Below are 18,278 nucleotides of genomic sequence, written 5' to 3'. Positions count from 1 at the left end.
ACCGAACATGTCCGAAACCATCCGCCAGCAGGCCGAAGCCGCTTTGAAAGACGTCGAAGAGGTGACCGCCGTCATCCTCCCCGAACCGAAGGGCGAGCTGATCGACCCGACGACCATTGAGGCCCCTGTGGCTGCCGAGGTCGCAAAGGCGAAATCCGAGATCGACATGCATGACACGAATTCCATCGTGCGCTTCGGCTCTGCCGCGCAGGCCGAGTTGCAGGTGATTTCGCAAGCGATGTTGCAGGACGTCAAGAACAAGGACGTGGGACCGGCAGGTGACAGCCTGCGTTCCATCGTGACGACCATTCGCGGGTTCTCGGTGTCTGAACTCGATGTGCGCCGTGAGCGGAGCTGGTGGGAGAAACTTCTAGGGCGTGCCGCCCCGATGGCGAAATTCGTCGCCCGTTTCGAAGATGTGCAAAGCCAGATCGACAAGATCACCGACAACCTGCTGACCCATGAGCACAAATTGCTCAAGGACATCAAGTCCTTGGACATGCTCTATGACAAAACCCTGACCTTCTACGACCAGTTGGCGATCTATATCGCGGCGGGGGAATTGAAGCTCAAGGAGCTGGACGAGACCGACATTCCTGCACTGGCCGCCGCCGTCGATGCCGCCCCTGAGGAAGATCAGGTGATCAAGGCGCAGGAGCTGCGCGATCTGCGGGCGGCGCGTGATGACCTTGAGCGTCGGGTGCACGATCTGAAACTGACCCGTCAGGTGACGATGCAATCCCTGCCCTCGATCCGTCTGGTGCAGGAAAACGACAAGTCGCTGGTGACGAAAATCAACTCGACGCTGGTCAACACCGTGCCGCTTTGGGAAACCCAACTGGCGCAGGCCGTGACCATTCAGCGCTCGTCGGAGGCGGCGAAATCCGTGCGTGAGGCGACCGATCTCACCAACGAATTGCTGACCGCCAACGCCAAGAACCTGCGCGAGGCCAATAAGGTCGTGCGCGAGGAAATGGAGCGCGGTGTGTTCGACATCGAGGCCGTGAAAACCGCCAACGAGGAACTCGTCGCCACCATCGAAGAGAGCCTGCAGATCGCCGACGAGGGCAAACGCAAGCGCGCCGAGGCCGAGGTCGAGCTCAAGGCAATGGAAACGAAACTGCGCGACACGCTGGCCGCCGCCAAGGCGACCGGCAACGCCTCTGGCCCCTCTGTGCCGGCATAAATGCGCGCGCGGGTGGGACATATGATCGGCAAAGGCGTGAGTGGGCTGGCCCTCTTCGCGCCTTTGGTCGTGCTCGCCGCCTGCGTTCAAGCACCCGACATCAAACCGCTGCCCCGCCCGGCGGCGGCGGTGCGGCCAATCGTTCAGGCCCCGCCAGCGCGCAGTAGCGAGAGCTTTGCGCTCGAAAGCTATTACGCGCGGGTGCAGAATGATCTTTTGAGCCATGAATTGCTCCGTAGCGATGGCGGCGGGCCGGACACACCGTTCAACGCCCGGCAACTGGCCGCAAATTTCGAAGCCATTGCTTTGAATGACGAATACACCTCGGTGAACGGGCAATTCGTGGCGCAAAAGACGCCCTCGAACCTGCATCGCTGGCAGGTGCCGGTGCGGGTGGGTCTTGAGTTCGGCGCCACTGTTCCGCCAGAAATACGCGCCAAGGACGAAGCCACCGTCAACAGCCTGATTGCGCGGCTGGCGCGCGCCTCGGGCCATGCGATCACCCGCTCGTCTCAGCCCAATTTCCATGTGCTCGTGCTCAATGAAAACGAGCGCCGCGCCATCGGGCCGCGCTTGGCGGAAATGATCCCGGGCATCGGTCAGGACGCCATCCGCTCGGTCGTGAACATGCCGCGTTCGTCCTATTGTCTGGTGGTCGCTTCTGATCCGGCGAACGATGGCGCCTATCGCTCTGCCGTGGCGATCATTCGCGCGGAACATCCTGATTTATTGCGCAAATCCTGTTTCCACGAGGAAATCACACAAGGGCTCGGCCTTGCGAACGATAGCCCCTATGCGCGGCCCTCGATCTTTAACGACGACGAAGAATTCGCGCTTTTGACGCGGCACGACGAGCTGCTTTTGCGCATTCTCTACGACCGACGCCTCGCCCCCGGCATGCGCCCGGACACCGCCCGCCCGATTGCGACCCAGATCGCATATGAGCTGATGGGCGAGGACATTTGACCAACAGGAGGCCCCATGGGTATTTTCGATTTTCTTTCCGGCGAATTCATCGACGTCATCCATTGGACAGACGACACACGCGACACGATGGTGTGGCGGTTCGAACGCGAAGGCCATGAGATCAAATACGGCGCCAAGCTGACGGTGCGCGAAGGTCAGGCGGCGGTGTTCGTGCATGAAGGCCAGCTGGCGGATGTGTTCACGCCGGGCCTCTACATGCTCGAGACCAACAACATGCCGATCCTGACGACGTTGCAGCATTGGGATCACGGGTTTAAATCGCCGTTCAAATCCGAGGTCTATTTCGTCAACACCACGCGGTTCTCCGACCTGAAATGGGGCACCAAAAATCCGATCATGTGCCGTGATCCGGAATTCGGCCCGGTGCGCCTGCGTGCCTATGGCACCTATACGGTGAAGGTCTCTGACCCGTCGCTGTTCCTGACCGAGATCGTCGGCACGGATGGCGAGTTCACCATGGACGAGATCTCCTACCAGATCCGCAACATCATTGTGCAGGCGTTTTCGCGCGTCGTCGCGGGCTCCGGCATTCCGGTTCTGGACATGGCGGCGAACACCGCCGATCTGGGCAAGCTCGTGGCCACGGAGATTTCCAAGGTGGTGGCGGAATACGGCCTGACCATCCCGGAATTCTACATTGAAAACATCAGCTTGCCCGAAGCGGTTGAGGCCGCGATGGACAAGCGCACCTCAATGGGCATCGTCGGCAATCTCGACAATTACATGAAGTTCAACGCCGCCGAAGCCATGGGCGCGGAAAACTCCGCCATGGCCGCCTCGATGGGCGCGGGCATGGGGGCCGGGCTTGGCATGGGCATGGCGCATCAGGGCCCTTGGGGCGCGCGTCCCGCCGCCGCGGCCCCGGCGGCACAAACACCGCCGCCTCCCCCCGTCGAACATGTCTGGCACATCGCGGAAAGTGGCGAGACCAAAGGGCCGTATTCGAAAGCCGAAATGGGCCAGATGGCCGCGAAAGGCGCGCTCAAACGAGAAACTTTTGTCTGGACGCCGGGCCAAGACGGCTGGCTCAAGGCGGAAGATGTCACGGAGCTGGCGCAATTGTTCACCATCGCGCCGCCGCCGCCACCGCCGGGCGCCTAAATCTGGCCAAGCCACCGATCTGAGCGCCCTGCGCAGCCTTGCGCGGGGCAAAATTTGCGAAGAGGGAGCGCGCAATGTGCCAATCGCGCTTAAAAGACAGTGCTGCGGCGCCTCGGGTCCAGTCTCCCCGGGTCAGCTATCCCTGCGATCCCGGCCCCGCAGAGCGCGCAGTTGCGGAACTCGCTCTTGCGATGAGTGGCTTGGGACCGCTGCCTTCTGAAGCCCTCTCCGACATGGCCAGTTGGGAGCGCTCGAACCACCCAAGTGTCGTCGGGCGCGCGCATATCCTCGACGCTCTCCGCCAGCTTAAGCCGCCCGCCAGCCTGTCGGTCACGCAGATCACTGTAGAGGGCAAAGCCGCCACGATCACGGGGCGTTTGACCCGTGACGGACATGGGCTCTTTCTGTTTTGCCAGATATTGCGGTTCACAACACCGGAACGGAGCCAGATCGCGCAGATCATCAGCGTCGAGCAAAAGGAAAGATGATGCGTACTGTCCCGCGTACCGCACCTCTAAGTCAGATGTTTGAAGTCCTCGCGCCAGTCGTTCAGATTCAGGATCAAGGAGTTGGTCAGGCGCTTGAAACTCGGATTCTCATAAAGCGTACGTGCCGCCATTTTGTCGCCCTGTTCCACCTCGACCGCGATTTTACCGGCCTCTCGATGAAACCGCGTATGCAGACCCGCGATCATCTCGTATTTCTCCATGACCGGATGCCCCGCCTGCGCGCGCAAAGTGCCCAACCATTTGCCAAACTCACATTTGTCGTTGCAGGAAATCTCGTCAGACGTTTTCTCCAATTGTCCCTTGTCGATGCAGTCCGACAATTTGCGGCGCCACGCGGTATGCGCACAGATGGCATCCCTGATCTGCGTCTCGCCTTTGGTTTCCTGAGTGGTCATGTTGTCAACCTTCCTAAATCGAGCCATGTTCTGCCTAGCTTTCACATCTTTCCCTTAACATGGGATAAACGCACATGAATTTGGACACATCCGCCTCATCTGACATGACCGAACACCGGTTTCCCTGCACCACCTGTGGCGCCGATATGCGGTTCGATCCGGCGAAGGGAGTGCTGTCTTGTGATCATTGCGGGGCCACAGAAGCGCTGGACACAAGCAACGCGCGCGCACCGCGTGAGGTGGATTTCGAATCCGCCCTCACGTCACAAATCCCTCAGCAAGAGATGGAAGAAACGCGCGTCGCGACTTGTCCAAATTGCGGCGCGGAGGTGGAATTCGACGAAGACCTGCATGCGACCGAATGCCCGTTTTGTGCGACCCCCGTCGTCACCGACACGGGCGCGCATCGTCATATCAAGCCCCACGGTCTTTTGCCCTTTGCGTTGACCGAAGAGGCCGCGCATGATGCCATGAGCGATTGGCTCGGAAGCCTGTGGTTTGCGCCCAATGGGTTGAAATCCTACGCCCGCAAAGGGCGGAAAATGTCGGGCGTCTACCTGCCCTATTGGACATTTGATGCGCAGACCGCGACGCAGTATCGTGGCGAACGCGGTGACGATTATTACACATCGCATACCGTCACCCGAAACGGCAAACGCCAGACCGTGCGCAAGCGCCACACCCGTTGGCGGGCCTCCGCCGGACGTGTCTCGCGGTTTTTCGACGATGTCCTGGTGCGGGCCTCCGACGCCCTGCCGCGTCAGTTTTCCGACGGCCTTGAACCTTGGGATCTCTCCGAACTTGAACCCTATATCCCCGATTATCTCGCCGGGTTTCGTGCCACCGCCTATTCCGTGCCCTTGGACTCGGGCTACAAGAACGCGCGCGATTACATGGATCGGGTGATCTTGCGCGATGTGAAATTCGACATCGGCGGCGATCGTCAGCGCGTGCATGACATGGACACCGCGGTCTCTGCGGTGACCTTCAAACACATTCTCCTGCCGATCTGGATGGCGGCCTATAAATATCGCGGCAAGACCTATCGCTTCGTCGTCAACGGTCGCACCGGGCGGGTGCAGGGCGAACGTCCCTATTCCGCGTGGAAAATTGCCTTTGCGGTCCTTGCGGGGGCGATTGTCGCTGCGGTCTTCGGCTATATCATCGCAATGAACCAATAAGTCTGGCGGTGTCTTCCGCTGCGCATTTACTCGGGCAGGCGTTGCGTGCTAGCGCTATCACAGATCAATCATGGAGGAAGAGATGATCCTTTGCGCCGGTGAAGCCCTGATCGACATGTTGCCTCGCACTTCGACGCTGGGCGAAGACGCCTATGCGCCCCACGCGGGCGGGGCCGTGTTCAACACCGCTGTCGCTTTGGGGCGGCTTGGCGCGGATGTGGGGTTTTTCTCCGGGTTCTCTCAGGATTTCTTTGGCGATCTTTTGAAGGCCAAACTCGCCGAGAGCCATGTGAACACCTCCCTGGCTGTCACCGCCGACAGACCCTGTACCGTTGCCTTCGTTAAGCTGGTTGATGGCCATGCAACCTATGCTTTCTACGATGAGAACACCGCCGGGCGGATGTTGACGGAGGCGGACCTGCCCGCGCTGCCAGACACTGTGGAGGCGCTGTTCTGCGGCGGTATTTCTTTGCCTGTTGAACCCTGTGGCGCGGCCTATGAAGCCCTGTTTGTCCAGGCCGCCGCAACGCGCGTCACCATGATGGATCCGAACATTCGGCCCGGATTTATCCGCGATGAGGCCCGTTATCGTGCACGATTGGACCATATGCTGGCGCATGCCGACATCGTCAAACTCTCCGACGAAGACCTCATTTGGCTGATGGGAGAGGGCGACATTGACGCCCATATCGCCACGCTTTTGGGCATGGGGGTGAAACTTGTCTGCCTCACCATGGGCGCGGATGGCGTCAAAGGCATCACGGCGCGCGGCACCACCCATGTGGCAAGCACCCGCGTCGAGGTGGTCGATACGGTCGGCGCCGGCGACACGTTCAACGCGGGGCTTTTGGCGGGGTTGCAACGGGCGGGAAAATTGACCAAAGACGCGATTGCTGCGCTGGATGACGAGACGCTGCGCGCCGCCCTCACTTTGGGGGCGCAGGCGGCGGCGGTCACCGTGTCCCGCGCGGGTGCAAATCCGCCCTGGCAACATGAACTGGCAACATGAATTGGAGACCCTATCGTGAGAGCCCTCATCCAACGCATTTCAGAAGCCGCCGTGCGCGTCGACGGCGCGACTGTGGGCCAAAGCGGCCCGGGCCTTTTGGTGCTGGTCTGCGCCATGCGCGGCGACACCGAGGCGCAGGCGGATAAATTGGCCGCGAAAATCGCCAAGCTGCGGATTTTTCAGGATGATGCGGGCAAGATGAACCTCTCCGTGCGCGATATCGGCGGCACCGCTCTGGTCGTCAGCCAGTTCACGCTCGCCGCCGAGACCAAGGGCAACCGCCCCGGCTTTTCCACCGCCGCCGCCCCGGACGAGGGCAAGGCGCTTTACGACTATTTCACCGAGCGTCTGGTGGCTGAGGGCGTGCCGTGTGAAAAAGGCATCTTTGGCGCGGATATGAAAGTCTCGCTGATCAATGATGGGCCGATCACAATCTGGCTCGACACAGACGCCTGATCGCCCCTGCCCGTCTCTTGCCGCCTCCCCCATGGACCTTTGCCGCGCTTTGTCCTAAATCGCCTGCAAAGAAAGGGTTCATCCGTGGCGCAGACACTCGTCAAACATGTTGCCTCCGAAGAGGACACGGCGCAGATCGCCTCAGCGCTGGCGGCTCTCTTGCGTCCGGGCGATGTCGTGCTTTTGGATGGCGCCTTGGCGGCGGGCAAGACGTTTTTCACCCGTGCCTTGGTCCGCGCTCTGGGGTCTGACGAGGCGGTGACCAGCCCGACCTACACGATTGCCAATATCTATGAGACCCCCAAAGGGCCGGTTCTTCATGTCGACGCCTATCGTTTGAAAGGCGCGCATGAGTTCTATCACCTTGGTTTGGAAGAGTATTTCGACACCGGGGTTTCCGTGATCGAATGGGGCGAGCGGATTGCCGACTATTTCGATGCGCCGCTGTCGATCCGCATCGGCTTTGGGGACAGCGAGATGGAGCGGCAGGTGACATTCACCGCAGAGGCGCCGCGCTGGTCGCCAGTTTTGGAGGCACTCACATGACGATCACCTTGCTCATTCAGGCCTCGAACGGCGTGCCAGCGCTGGCTTTGGGACGCGGCGGTGAGATTGTCTTCGACTCATCGCAAGATGAGACGCTGAGCGGATCGCGCGACTATCGTATGCTGTTGGAAACCGGGCTCGCGGCCTGTGGCGGCGCTTTGTCAGACCTGAGCCTCATCGCCTGTGACATCGGCCCCGGTGGCTTGGGCGTCACGCGCACGGCGGCGGCTTTCGCCAATGCGCTTGGATTTGCGCGGGGCATTCCGGTTCTGTCCCTCGCGGCGTTCGAGCTTTTGGGCGCAGAGGTGAGTACCGGAAAACCGGTCGCAATCCTGCGCCGCGCGGCGCGTCCGCATGTGCATTTCGGGATTTTCCGGGATGGAAAACTTGCACATTACGAACATTGTCTTGAGAAATCTGCCATAAATCAGCTTTCAGACTTGGACGATTACGATCTCGCCGGGAATATCGAGGTTGAGGGGCATGACGCGCCTATCACCAATATGGCGGCCATGAACACGATGCTCGAACGGGCCTTGGACGCCGGAACACCCGGCCCCGAGGCCCGCGCTTATCCCATTGTCGAGGTGCTCGAATGACGCCCTCCTCGGATCAGATCGCCGAGGTTCTCGGGTCCGGTGGCGTGGTACTTTTGCCCACGGATACGGTTCTGGGCCTCGCCGCCTCGCCCGCACACGCGCAGGCGATTGAGAAGATTTACACACTTAAACAACGTCCCCGCGACAAGAACCTGCCAATCATGGTGGCAGGCGCAGACCAGATCGCGGGGCTGGGCGCGGTGCTCTCTGAGAGCGCTCTGAAACTCCTCGCAAGCGCTTACGTGCCCGGCGCGCTGACGCTGGTTCTGGCGCTCGATCCGATGCTGGTGCCCGCCTGGCTGATCGGGCGCACAGAGATCGCAGTTCGTATTCCGAACAATGTTCTATTGCTCGAAGCGCTTGAAAAATCAGGTCCTTTGATGGTCACCTCGGCCAACCGCTCCGGCGCCGAGCCGCCCGCGACAACAGAAGAGGCCGCAGAGCAACTCTTCGGCGCGCCCGATCTCATTGTGCCGGGCAAAGGCGCGGCCCCTGCCCCCTCGACCATCGTCGATTGCACCCGCGATCCGGTTGTCATCCTGCGCCATGGGGTGGTGTCAGAGGCAAAAATTCACGAGGTGCTGGCATGAGCGATTTGATCCTTGGCATCGAGACCTCTTGCGACGACACCTCTGTCGCTTTGGTGGACCGCACGGGCCATGTCGCCGCGATCCAGACCGTGTCGCAATTCGAAATTCACGAGGCCTTTGGCGGCGTCTACCCGGAGCTGGCCTCACGCGCGCATCTCGAAGCCATTCTTCCAACGATTCAATCGGTTATGGACGAGGCTTCGGTGACTCCGAGGGATCTGACCGCCATCGGCGTGACCCGTGGCCCCGGCCTGATCGGCTCGCTTTTGGTCGGGCTGTCGACGGCGGAGGCGCTGTCGATGGGCTGGGGTGTGCCGGCTTACGGTGCGAACCATTTGCGCGGGCATATCCGGTCGGTGGCGCTTGAGCGCGGCAAGACCGAGTTTCCCGCCGTGATCATGCTGGTCTCCGGCGGGCATACGTTGATTGCCGAGCTGAAAGACGCCTGGTCCTATCGCCTGCTCGGCACGACGCGGGACGACTCGGTGGGCGAAAGCTATGACAAGGTCGCGCGGATGCTGGGGCTTGGCATGCCTGGCGGTCCGGCGATTGATAAGGCGGCAAAGGCGGGAGCCCCCGTGTTGCGCCTGCCGCGTCCGATGAAGAATGACGCTTATGAGTTCTCGTTTTCCGGGCTGAAATCCTCTGTCGCGCGGCATATCGAAAAGCACCCGGAGGTCTCGGTCGAGGATATGTCGGCCTCCTTCGTGGCGGCCTGCATGGATGTTTTGACGGCCAAGGCGGACCGGGCGCTGGCGGAGTGCAAACCGAAGTCTCTGGTCATTGTCGGGGGCGTCGCCGCCTCTCCTCAGTTGCGCGAGGCGATGGGCAAAGTCGCGGAGAAACATGGCGTCGAACTGTGCCTGCCGCCGATGAAATGGGCCACCGACAATGCGGCGATGATCGCCATGGCGACTTGGGATTATGTCGAGCGCGGATTGCAGCCGGAATTGATGCCGAAGCCGAACCTGAGCTTAGAGACGCCTTAAAATTTAAACCCGGGTAGCCCGTCCAACGTCGCCTTCAAAGCCTCACCCCATCCCGTTGAAATCTCATGATAATACGGGTCGTCCGCCGTAATGCGGCGCTGAAAGGCGACCTGATAGCTGTCTTTTTCGATGACCTGAAGATCGAAGGGCAAGCCCACGGAGAGGTTGGCTTTGACCGTGCTGTCAAAGGAGACAAGCATCAGTTTGACGGCCTCTTCAAAGGACATCTGCGGATCGTAAGCACGCACCAGAATGGGCTTGCCGTATTTGGTCTCGCCGATCTGGAAAAACGGCGTTTCAGCGCCCGCCTCGATGAAATTACCCTCAGGGTAGATCAGGAACAGGCGTGGCTCGGAGCCCTTGATCTGACCTCCCAAAAGCACGGTGGCGTTAAACGCGCTGTCGGCGCGCTGGCCCTCGTCGGCATTGTCGGCGATCACATCTTTGAGGGTGCGGGCCACAAGGCGGGCGACCTGAAACATCGACGGCGCGGAGAGGATCGAGGGTTCGCGGTCCTCGGGCGCTTTGGTGCGCTCATCCAACAGCGACACGAGCGCCTGCGTGGTGGCGAGATTGCCCGCGGTCATGACGGTCAGAATACGCTCGCCGGGGGTCTCCCAGGAGAACATCTTCTTGAACGTCGAGATATTGTCGACACCGGCATTGGTCCTTGTGTCGGACATCATGACGAGGCCCTGATCGAGCATCATCCCCACGCAATAGGTCATCTGCCGTCCTTATTGTTGCTCTTGTTGCTGTATGACTTCGATCTCGACAGAGAGGGATTCGCCCTCGCCGCCGTATCTCGTGCCAGTTACAGGGGCGGCATCGCGGTAGTCCAGACCTGTTGCGACACGAACGTAGCGTTGGTCGGGGCAAATCTCGTTTGAGACGTCGAATCCGACCCATCCGAGGCCGCGCACATGGGCTTCGGCCCAAGCGTGGGTGGCATCTTGTTCGGTGCGGTCGTTCATCATCAGGTAGCCGGAAACATAGCGTGCCGGAAATCCCATCTCGCGGGCGGCGGAGATGAAAACATGGGCGTGGTCTTGGCAGACGCCTTTGCCCTCACTCAGCGCCTCTTCGGCACTGCCGTCGGCGTGCGAACTGCCGACCTCGTATGTCACCGCTTCGCCCACCAATTTGGACAGCGCGTGGAGGCGTTCGAGATCCGTTTCGCCTTCGACCTGTTTGACGAGGGCCCGCACGCCTGCGCCGGGTTTGGTCAGAGGCGTCACGCTGTCGAACAGCCAAAGAGGTGAAGGCCCGCGATGCTGGCCGACCACGCCATGATTGTCCGCGACCTCGACCTCGCCCTCGCAGGAGATCACCAACTCCTGCGCATCTTTTTCAAAGGAAATCAGCTCAACCAGATTGTTCATATGGTCGTGATAGGACAGCTCCTTTTGCCCGCCGCTCACCGTCGTCGACCAGGTGAGCACCTCTTGGCCATGGCCGGTTTTCGGCGTCTTGCGCAGCTGTTGAAGCCCGTAGGTGACGGGACTCTCAAACGAATAGCGGGTCGTGTGGCGAATGGTCAGGCGCATCTGGATTTACTCATAGAACCGATAGTCTTTCTCGATCTGCTGGCCGAGCTTACTCAGCATGCTCAGGACCGTCTGGATATATTCATGAAGACCATAGTCGAAAACCGCCTCAATGTCGTGGTTCATGAAACGATCCACCAGTGCCTTTGCCATCAGAGAAGATTGCGGAGGCGTGTCGTAGTCAGCGCCGAGATAGCTCAGGTTGTTGTGGATCTTCGTCGCACAAAAGTTCAGAGAGCGCGGCATGCGTTTGTCGAGGATCAGGAATTGTGCGATGTCGCGGGCGTTGACCTGAGAGCCATAAGCCATGCGAAATCCGCCCCGCGCCGAGACCGAGCGCAGGATGGTTTCCCAATGCACATTGTCGATCGACGAGCCCACCGCAAAGGCCGAGGGCAAAAGCACGTAGTATTTCACATCCAGTATCCGCGCGGTCGCATCGGCGCGTTCAAGGAAGGTGCCCAAACGGGTGAAATCGTAGATGTCATTTCTGAGCATCGTCCCGTGGGTGGCACCGCGCACCAAGGCGGTGCGTTGCCGAATGAGGCCCAGAACGGCAGGAAGATCACGTTCCGACACCTTGCGTGCCAGAGCGTCCTTCACCGCCATGTAACAGCCGTTGATCGCCTCCCAAACCTCATGGGTCAGCGCCGTGCGCACCATGCGGGCGTTTTGCCGCGCCTCCGAAATGGTCGAAAGCACCGAGGCCGGATTGGCCTTTTCCCGCAGCATCCAGTTGATCGCCGCGTCTTTCGTCACCTCGTCGTGGTGCTCTTCATAGCCCGCCAGAACCGACGCCGAGCGCATCACAGAGGCCCATTCGTCATCGTCTTGACCCAATCGCGTCAGACCGATCCGCTGGCCGGTTTCCACAAGCCGCGAGGTGTTCTCCGCGCGCTCCAGATAGCGTGACATCCAGTAGAGGCCATTTGCCGTTTTCCCAAGCATCTCTGTCCTCCCCTCAGTCTTCCAGAACCCAAGTGTCCTTGGTCCCGCCACCCTGTGACGAGTTCACCACGAGCGAGCCTTTTTCCAAGGCGACACGGGTCAAGCCGCCGGGCGTGATGTCGATCCCCTCGGGCGAGCAGAGCACAAAGGGCCGCAGGTCCACATGGCGCGGCGCCAGCCCGGACTTGGTAAAGATCGGCACGGTGGAAAGCGCCAACGTCGGCTGGGCGATGTAATTGCCGGGCCGCGCGGTGAGTTTCTTGCGGAACTCTTCGATCTCTTTCTTGGACGAGGTCGGCCCGATCAACATGCCATAGCCGCCGGAGCCATGCACCTCCTTGACCACCAGTTCGGAGAGGTTGTCGAGCACATAGGCAAGGCTGTCGGGTTCCGAACAGCGCCAGGTCGGCACGTTCTCAAGAATCGCCTTTTCGCCGGTGTAGAACTCAACGATGTCGGGCATATAGCTATAGATTGCCTTATCGTCCGCGATGCCGGTGCCGGGCGCGTTGGCGATGGTGATCCCACCGGCGCGGTAGACATCCATGATGCCCGGCACGCCCAGCGCACTTTCCGGGTTGAAGTTCAGAGGATCGAGGAAGTCATCGTCGATGCGGCGGTAAAGCACGTCGATCGGTTTGTAGCCATGGGTGGTGCGCATCGCGACGCGACCGTTGACCACGCGCAGATCATGCCCCTCGACCAGCTCCACACCCATCTGATCGGCGAGAAAGGCGTGTTCGTAATAGGCGGAGTTGTAAATCCCCGGAGTCAGCACGGCGACCGTCGGCGGCCCGTCACAGGCAGGCGGCGCGCAGGCGGCGAGAGAGCGGCGCAAATTCACAGGGTAATTCTGCACGGGCTGAACCCGGTTGCGCGAGAACAGCTCCGGGAACATCTGAAGCATCGTCTCGCGGTTCTCCAGCATATAGGAGACGCCAGAGGGCGTGCGCGCGTTGTCTTCGAGCACGTAGAACTGATCCGGCCCGGTGCGGACAAGGTCGATGCCGACGATATGGGTATAAACCCCGCCCGGCGGCGTCATGCCGATCATCTGCGGCAGGAAGGCCTCGTTCTTGGCGATCATCTCTTGCGGCACACGGCCCGCCTTGATGATTTCCTGACGGTTGTAAATGTCATGCAGGAAGGCATTGATCGCCCGCACGCGTTGCTCGATGCCCTTGCAGAGCCTCTGCCATTCGCGCCCCGCGATGATGCGCGGGATGATGTCAAAGGGGATCAGCCGCTCTTCGGCCTCGGCGCGACCGTAGACGTTGAAGGTGATGCCCGCCAGGCGAAACACCTCTTCCGCCTCGCGTTGTTTTGCACGCAGCCGTTTCAGATCTTCGTCCTGAAACCAGCTCTGAAATTCGCTGTAAGGGCCACGCAGAACCTCGTCGGTCCCCCACATTTCATCAAAGATGTTTTTCTCGCTCATGGAATGAATTTAAGGCGTGCCGAATTCGCTTCACAATCGGATTCGCAAATCTCCCCCACGACAAGCGGTGAATTGCTGCGCAATCGCACACTATTTAAGCAGCAAAGTTCAACACCCTCTGCTTTGCGCACATCTCTGTCCCGGGGTCTCTGCAAAACCTCGCACAGCGTGGCATCTGACTGGCGCAAACATCGCCCCGGACGGTCGCAGTATACAGTTGCACACATTGACTTGCGCCCCCTACTCCGCTACCCGCTTTGGCAAGCCTAAAACAGGGGAAATCCCCTGTCGCAGAATCGTAAAGAGGAGGACCTCATGGCCGACAAGACACCCGACATCATCTACACCATCGTGGACGAAGCGCCCGAGCTGGCGCGTGGCTCGCTTTTGCCGATCATCTCGTCTTTCTCCGACGCCGCCGGTGTCAGCGTCGCGACCAAGGACATCTCTCTGGCCGGTCGTATCCTCGCCCTCTTCCCGGAGCTTCTGTCCGACGATCAGCGTGTATCCGATGACCTCGCCGAGCTGGGCCAATTGGTGAAAACCCCCGAGGCCAACGTCATCAAACTGCCGAACATCTCGGCCTCCGTGCCGCAGCTCGAAGCCGCCATCAAGGAACTGCAATCCCAAGGCTACCCGATCCCGGCCTACCCTTCTGACCCGCAAACCGACGAAGAAAAAGCCGTCCGCGCCAAATACGACACCGTCAAAGGCTCCGCCGTGAACCCGGTGCTGCGCGAGGGCAACTCCGACCGTCGTTCCGCCAAGGCCGTGAAAGAATACGCCAAAGCCAACCCGCACCGCATGGGCGAGTGGAAATCCACCTCGAAAACCACCGTTGCCGCAATGCCGGGCGATGATTTCTTTGCCAATGAAAAAGCCGCCACCATCACCGCCGCTCAGGCCGGTGGCGCAAAGATCGTCTTCACCGCGAAAGACGGCACCGAGACGGTTCTGAAATCCGGTCTCAAATATCTCGAAGGCGAGATCGTCGACGCGACCTTCATGTCCGCCAGGGCGCTGCGCAGCTACATCAAGGCCGAGGTCGCCAGCATGGAGCCGGGTGTGCTGTTCTCCGTGCACCTGAAAGCCACGATGATGAAGGTCTCCGACCCGATCATCTTTGGCCATTTCGTGTCGGTCTATCTCGGAGACTTCCTTGCGAAACACGGTGACAAGCTGGACTTCAACCCGAACTCCGGCATCGGCGCTTTGGAAAAGCTCATCGCAGGCAATGCCGAGATGGAAGCCGATCTGAAAGCCGCATTGGCCGCCAAACCGCCGATGTACATGGTGGATTCCGACAAGGGCATCACCAACCTGCACGTGCCCTCTGACGTGATCATCGACGCCTCCATGCCCGCTGTGATCAAGGCCGGTGGCATCGGCTGGGGCCCGGATGGCAAGGCTGCCGACACCAAATGCTGCATCCCCGACAACTCCTACGCCTGCGTCTATGACGAGACGGTGGAGTATTTCAAAGAGACCGGCACGCTCGACGTCACCACCTGTGGCGCCGTGTCCAACGTCGGTCTGATGGCGCAGAAAGCCGAGGAATACGGCTCCCACCCGACCACCTTTGAGATGAGCGCCGACGGCACCGTCTCCATCGTTCTGGACAGCGGCGAAGTGCTTTTGTCGAACGAGGTCGAAGCGGGCGACATCTGGCGCTCCTGCACCGCGAAAAAAGCTCCGATCCTCGACTGGATCAAGACCGGCATCGAACGTTTCGACGTCGAAGGCACCGGCGCGTTCTGGCTCGACAAAAACCGCGCGCATGACGCCGAGCTGATCAAATATGTCGAACCGGCCCTCAAGGAAGCTGGCAAGGACATCCCGATCATGGCACCGCGCGAAGCCACCCGCTTTACCTGGGAAGAGATGCGCAAGGGCAAGAACGTCGTGACCATCACCGGCAACGTGCTGCGTGACTACCTCACCGACCTGTTCCCGATCCTCGAGCTTGGCACCTCTGCCAAGATGCTCTCCATCGTCAAACTGATGCAGGGCGGCGGATTGTTCGAGACCGGTGCCGGTGGCTCCGCGCCGAAGCACGTCCAGCAGGTTCAGGAAGAAAACCACCTGCGTTGGGACAGCCTCGGCGAGTTCTGTGCGCTTGGCGAAAGCTACAACTTCCTCGCCGCGTCGAAATCCATGCCGAAAGCTGGCGTGCTGGGCGCCGCCGTCGAGGTCGCGACGCAGAAGCTGCTTTTGGAGAACAAATCGCCGGAGCGCAAAGTCGGCCAGAACGACAACCGCTCCTCGCATTACTGGTTCGCCCGCTACTGGGCCGAGGCTCTGGCGGCACAAGACGACGATGCCGAGCTGAAAGCGCATTTCGCACCGATCGCCGCGGCTCTGGCCGACAAAGAATCGGTGATCCTCGATGAGATGAAAGCGGCGGAAGGTAAACCGGCGGATATGGGCGGCTATTACCACGCCGACCCGGCCAAAGTGGCCTCGATCATGCGCCCCTCGGCCACGCTCAATGCGATCATCGGCTAAATAAACACTGTAAAAGCAAAACCATAAGGGCGTCTTCGGGCGCCCTTATTTTTTGGAAGACCTCTTAAACCAATCGGTAATAGGCGCCCCGTAAGATGATCCGCAATTCGCCAGCATTTCTGGTCAAATCAGGTTCATTAGACGAGGTCACAGCCGGATGTTCTTTAAGTCGAAAGCGAAACGCGGCGCGGAGCTTTACAGCATTCCCACCACCGCTCTGGAACATGTCCTCGACGACACGCATGTCATCGTCTCCTGTGATCCGGATGGGGTCATTCGCCATGTGAATGACATCTTTCTTGAAACGACCGGTTTCACCCGTGAAGAGGCGATTGGCAAAAATTACACCTTCTTCGTCCGCACCAAGGACAAGGAAGAGGCGAAAGCCCTCTGGGACCGTATCCGCGCCGGCGAAACCCAAAAAGTGATCGTGCCCCGCCTGAACAAGGCGGGCGAAGAGATCTGGTTCAGCGCCACCTATAGCGCGCATCGCGGCATGGATGGCAAAGTCGACTCGATCTATATCATTGGGCGCGAAATTTCGACGATGCATCTGAAGCGGCGCGACAACCGCTCGAAAGAGGACGCCATCCGCCGCTCCATGGCCTTCATCGAATTCGATCTGAAGGGCAATATCCTGCATGCCAACGATCTGTTCCTCCAGACGACGGGCTATACGCTCGATGAGATCAAGGGCAGCCATCACCGTATCTTCATGCCCGATGGCGAAGCGGACTCGCAGGCGTATCGCGACCTCTGGGACCGCTTGGGCAAAGGATCGTCCGAGAAGGGTCAGGTCAAACGTCGCGCGAAGAATGGGGACCTGATTTGGCTCGAAGCCACCTATGAAACCCTGATCGATCCTGAGGGTCGGCCCTTCAAAGTGGTCAAATACGCCTTCGACATCACCAAGGCGAAGAACATGGAGGCCGACGCCTGCGGCCAGATCGAGGCCATTCAAAAGGTTCAGGCGGTCATCGAATTCAAACCGGATGGCACGATCCTGCGCGCCAATCAGAATTTCTGCGATGCCCTTGGCTATACGGTGGAGGAAATCGTCGGCAAGCACCACAGCATGTTCGTCGATCCGAAAATCGTTCAAAGCCAAAGCTACACGGAGTTCTGGGCAGACCTGCGCTCCGGCAAAGCGCTCAGCGATGAGTACGAGCGCATCGGCAAAGGTGGTAAGCGCATTTCCATACGCGCCAGCTACAATCCGATCCGCGACGCTGCCGGTCAGGTGACCAAAATCGTCAAATTCGCCGTCGACACAACGGTTTACCGCGTCACCGTCGACACGTTGATGGAGGGGCTGGATCGTCTGGCCAAAGGCGATCTCTCCGTGCATCTCGACACGAACCTGGGCGAATTCGATAGCCTGCGTCAGAATTTCAACCAAACCGCCTCGCAACTGCAAGAGATCGTCGGCGGCATCACCGATGGCGCACAAATCCTCAAATCCGAATCCGAATCCATCGGTCAGGCCACAGATGATCTGGCCCGCCGCACCGAACATCAGGCCGCGACACTGGAAGAAAGCGCCGCCGCACTGGACGAACTCGTCGCCTCCGTGAAGGGCGTCGCCGAGACGGCCAACACAGTTCAATCGCGTTCGGGAGAGGCCAGAAACCACACTGTCCAAGCCGAAGAAGTCGTTGATCGTGCGATTTCAGCGATGGACGAGATCGAGAACTCGTCCAAACAAGTGGCGTCGATCACCTCCGTCATCGATGACATCGCTTTCCAGACCAACCTTTTGGCCTTGAATGCGGGCGTCGAGGCCGCACGCGCGGGCGAAGCCGGTCGCGGGTTTGCCGTTGTCGCCTCCGAAGTGCGTGCGCTGGCGCAGCGCTCCTCGGAAGCGGCCCGCGAAATCGCCACCCTGATTTCGACCTCGAACCAACAGGTTTCCGGAGGTGTGGAACTGGTGCGCGAAGCCGGTCTGGCGCTGTCCCGCATCCGCGAAGTGGCCGAAAAAATCCATGCCGGCATCGAGCATGTCGCCACATCGACCACGGAACAAGCCACTGGTCTCGGGGAATTGAGCTCAGCCATCAATCAGCTGGATCAAACCACCCAGCAAAACGCGGCGATGTCCGAAGAAACCAATGCGGCGACGATGAGCCTGCGCAACAACATCGATACGATGGAACGCGACCTGTCGTTCTTCTCTGTGTCGACAGCGGCCAGCGCACCGCAGGGCGGCGCGGTTCCTTTCGCGAGATCGGCGTAACATCTCAGCAAGACATACAAAAAGGGGAGCGCAAAACGCTCCCCTTTACCTTAAGTTTT

The 18,278-nt window shown here is 60.0% G+C and carries 18 protein-coding genes; 13 read left to right on the top strand and 5 right to left on the bottom strand.

All coding sequences use genetic code 11. The features are described 5' to 3' along the window. Positions 1 to 7: 7 nt before the first annotated feature. The 4 genes from HCZ23_RS01320 (at position 8) to HCZ23_RS01305 (ending at position 3,762) form a co-directional block, all read left to right on the top strand. Positions 8 to 1,186: a toxic anion resistance protein gene (locus HCZ23_RS01320; protein WP_167599898.1), complete on the top strand. Its 1,179-nt coding sequence runs from the start codon at positions 8 to 10 to the stop codon at positions 1,184 to 1,186. Positions 1,187 to 1,207: 21 nt separating this feature from the next. Then, positions 1,208 to 2,152 (top strand): DUF2927 domain-containing protein, encoded by a 945-nt coding sequence (locus HCZ23_RS01315; RefSeq protein ID WP_167600282.1) that lies wholly within the window; start codon positions 1,208 to 1,210, stop codon positions 2,150 to 2,152. A gap of 15 nt (positions 2,153 to 2,167) precedes the next feature. Next, positions 2,168 to 3,274, top strand: a complete 1,107-nt coding sequence (locus tag HCZ23_RS01310) for an SPFH domain-containing protein (RefSeq protein ID WP_167599897.1) — start codon at positions 2,168 to 2,170, stop codon at positions 3,272 to 3,274. A gap of 233 nt (positions 3,275 to 3,507) precedes the next feature. Beyond that, a complete protein-coding gene (locus tag HCZ23_RS01305) occupies positions 3,508 to 3,762 on the top strand; it encodes a hypothetical protein (RefSeq protein WP_167599896.1) in 255 nt (84 codons plus the stop codon). 26 nt (positions 3,763 to 3,788) lie between these two features. Here the strand turns inward: HCZ23_RS01305 and HCZ23_RS01300 are convergent, their stop codons facing one another. Beyond that, positions 3,789 to 4,178 carry a CZB domain-containing protein gene (locus tag HCZ23_RS01300; protein WP_167599895.1) on the bottom strand — a complete coding sequence of 130 codons (390 nt, stop codon included), beginning with the start codon at positions 4,176 to 4,178 and terminating at the stop codon, positions 3,789 to 3,791. Positions 4,179 to 4,282: 104 nt separating this feature from the next. Between HCZ23_RS01300 and HCZ23_RS01295 the strand changes: the two genes are divergently transcribed. The 7 genes from HCZ23_RS01295 to tsaD all read left to right on the top strand — a co-directional run bounded on the left by HCZ23_RS01295 (position 4,283) and on the right by tsaD (position 9,548). Further along, positions 4,283 to 5,359, top strand: coding sequence for a primosomal protein N' (replication factor Y) - superfamily II helicase (locus tag HCZ23_RS01295; RefSeq protein WP_167599894.1), 1,077 nt, complete (start codon positions 4,283 to 4,285; stop codon positions 5,357 to 5,359). 82 nt (positions 5,360 to 5,441) lie between these two features. After that, positions 5,442 to 6,368: a carbohydrate kinase gene (locus HCZ23_RS01290; RefSeq protein WP_167599893.1), complete on the top strand. Its 927-nt coding sequence runs from the start codon at positions 5,442 to 5,444 to the stop codon at positions 6,366 to 6,368. A gap of 15 nt (positions 6,369 to 6,383) precedes the next feature. Then, complete coding sequence (gene dtd, locus HCZ23_RS01285; protein ID WP_167599892.1) at positions 6,384 to 6,824, top strand: D-aminoacyl-tRNA deacylase; 441 nt, start codon at positions 6,384 to 6,386, stop codon at positions 6,822 to 6,824. Positions 6,825 to 6,908: 84 nt separating this feature from the next. Further along, the gene (gene tsaE, locus HCZ23_RS01280) at positions 6,909 to 7,370 is read left to right on the top strand and encodes a tRNA (adenosine(37)-N6)-threonylcarbamoyltransferase complex ATPase subunit type 1 TsaE (protein WP_217703093.1); all 462 of its coding nucleotides are present in this window, start codon (positions 6,909 to 6,911) and stop codon (positions 7,368 to 7,370) included. Continuing rightward, positions 7,367 to 7,969 carry a hypothetical protein gene (locus HCZ23_RS01275; RefSeq protein WP_167599890.1) on the top strand — a complete coding sequence of 201 codons (603 nt, stop codon included), beginning with the start codon at positions 7,367 to 7,369 and terminating at the stop codon, positions 7,967 to 7,969. The genes tsaE and HCZ23_RS01275 overlap by 4 nt, the downstream gene beginning before the upstream one ends. Continuing rightward, positions 7,966 to 8,559 carry an L-threonylcarbamoyladenylate synthase gene (locus tag HCZ23_RS01270; RefSeq protein ID WP_167599889.1) on the top strand — a complete coding sequence of 198 codons (594 nt, stop codon included), beginning with the start codon at positions 7,966 to 7,968 and terminating at the stop codon, positions 8,557 to 8,559. Before HCZ23_RS01275 ends, HCZ23_RS01270 begins: the two co-directional genes overlap by 4 nt. After that, a complete protein-coding gene (gene tsaD, locus HCZ23_RS01265; protein ID WP_167599888.1) occupies positions 8,556 to 9,548 on the top strand; it encodes a tRNA (adenosine(37)-N6)-threonylcarbamoyltransferase complex transferase subunit TsaD in 993 nt (330 codons plus the stop codon). The genes HCZ23_RS01270 and tsaD overlap by 4 nt, the downstream gene beginning before the upstream one ends. Here the strand turns inward: tsaD and HCZ23_RS01260 are convergent. From HCZ23_RS01260 to HCZ23_RS01245, 4 genes are read right to left on the bottom strand one after another with little or no spacing between them, the layout of a single operon-like run. Continuing rightward, complete coding sequence (locus HCZ23_RS01260) at positions 9,545 to 10,276, bottom strand: proteasome-type protease (RefSeq protein ID WP_167599887.1); 732 nt, start codon at positions 10,274 to 10,276, stop codon at positions 9,545 to 9,547. The genes tsaD and HCZ23_RS01260 overlap by 4 nt on opposite strands. A 9-nt stretch (positions 10,277 to 10,285) precedes the next feature. Continuing rightward, complete coding sequence (locus tag HCZ23_RS01255) at positions 10,286 to 11,095, bottom strand: transglutaminase family protein (RefSeq protein WP_167599886.1); 810 nt, start codon at positions 11,093 to 11,095, stop codon at positions 10,286 to 10,288. Positions 11,096 to 11,101: 6 nt separating this feature from the next. Continuing rightward, entirely contained in the window at positions 11,102 to 12,043 is a 942-nt protein-coding gene (locus HCZ23_RS01250; RefSeq protein ID WP_167599885.1) for an alpha-E domain-containing protein, read from the bottom strand. Positions 12,044 to 12,056: 13 nt separating this feature from the next. Continuing rightward, positions 12,057 to 13,481 carry a circularly permuted type 2 ATP-grasp protein gene (locus HCZ23_RS01245; protein ID WP_167599884.1) on the bottom strand — a complete coding sequence of 475 codons (1,425 nt, stop codon included), beginning with the start codon at positions 13,479 to 13,481 and terminating at the stop codon, positions 12,057 to 12,059. Positions 13,482 to 13,796: 315 nt separating this feature from the next. Between HCZ23_RS01245 and HCZ23_RS01240 the strand changes: the two genes are divergently transcribed. Together HCZ23_RS01240 and HCZ23_RS01235 are read left to right on the top strand one after the other, a co-directional pair. Further along, positions 13,797 to 15,986: an NADP-dependent isocitrate dehydrogenase gene (locus HCZ23_RS01240; RefSeq protein WP_167599883.1), complete on the top strand. Its 2,190-nt coding sequence runs from the start codon at positions 13,797 to 13,799 to the stop codon at positions 15,984 to 15,986. A 157-nt stretch (positions 15,987 to 16,143) separates the two neighbouring features. Further along, on the top strand, positions 16,144 to 18,219 hold the full coding sequence (locus tag HCZ23_RS01235; RefSeq protein WP_167599882.1) for a PAS domain-containing methyl-accepting chemotaxis protein: 2,076 nt from the start codon (positions 16,144 to 16,146) through the stop codon (positions 18,217 to 18,219). Positions 18,220 to 18,278 lie beyond the last annotated feature (59 nt).

The sequence above is a fragment of the Celeribacter sp. HF31 genome (assembly GCF_011806455.1).
GTDB lineage: Bacteria > Pseudomonadota > Alphaproteobacteria > Rhodobacterales > Rhodobacteraceae > Celeribacter.
Note: the sequence above shows the minus strand (reverse complement) of the source record. Positions and strands in the feature narration are given on the sequence as shown.

Coding starts and splice junctions, on each gene's coding strand:
- HCZ23_RS01270 (WP_167599889.1), top strand. CDS start 7,966: ATGACGCCCTCCTCGGATCAGATCGCCGAGGTTCTCGGGTCCGGTGGC.
- HCZ23_RS01320 (WP_167599898.1), top strand. CDS start 8: ATGTCCGAAACCATCCGCCAGCAGGCCGAAGCCGCTTTGAAAGACGTC.
- tsaD (WP_167599888.1), top strand. CDS start 8,556: ATGAGCGATTTGATCCTTGGCATCGAGACCTCTTGCGACGACACCTCT.
- HCZ23_RS01290 (WP_167599893.1), top strand. CDS start 5,442: ATGATCCTTTGCGCCGGTGAAGCCCTGATCGACATGTTGCCTCGCACT.
- HCZ23_RS01240 (WP_167599883.1), top strand. CDS start 13,797: ATGGCCGACAAGACACCCGACATCATCTACACCATCGTGGACGAAGCG.
- HCZ23_RS01255 (WP_167599886.1), bottom strand. CDS start 11,095: ATGCGCCTGACCATTCGCCACACGACCCGCTATTCGTTTGAGAGTCCC.
- HCZ23_RS01235 (WP_167599882.1), top strand. CDS start 16,144: ATGTTCTTTAAGTCGAAAGCGAAACGCGGCGCGGAGCTTTACAGCATT.
- HCZ23_RS01300 (WP_167599895.1), bottom strand. CDS start 4,178: ATGACCACTCAGGAAACCAAAGGCGAGACGCAGATCAGGGATGCCATC.
- HCZ23_RS01315 (WP_167600282.1), top strand. CDS start 1,208: ATGATCGGCAAAGGCGTGAGTGGGCTGGCCCTCTTCGCGCCTTTGGTC.
- HCZ23_RS01295 (WP_167599894.1), top strand. CDS start 4,283: ATGACCGAACACCGGTTTCCCTGCACCACCTGTGGCGCCGATATGCGG.
- HCZ23_RS01310 (WP_167599897.1), top strand. CDS start 2,168: ATGGGTATTTTCGATTTTCTTTCCGGCGAATTCATCGACGTCATCCAT.
- HCZ23_RS01305 (WP_167599896.1), top strand. CDS start 3,508: ATGGCCAGTTGGGAGCGCTCGAACCACCCAAGTGTCGTCGGGCGCGCG.
- HCZ23_RS01275 (WP_167599890.1), top strand. CDS start 7,367: ATGACGATCACCTTGCTCATTCAGGCCTCGAACGGCGTGCCAGCGCTG.
- HCZ23_RS01250 (WP_167599885.1), bottom strand. CDS start 12,043: ATGCTTGGGAAAACGGCAAATGGCCTCTACTGGATGTCACGCTATCTG.
- HCZ23_RS01260 (WP_167599887.1), bottom strand. CDS start 10,276: ATGACCTATTGCGTGGGGATGATGCTCGATCAGGGCCTCGTCATGATG.
- HCZ23_RS01245 (WP_167599884.1), bottom strand. CDS start 13,481: ATGAGCGAGAAAAACATCTTTGATGAAATGTGGGGGACCGACGAGGTT.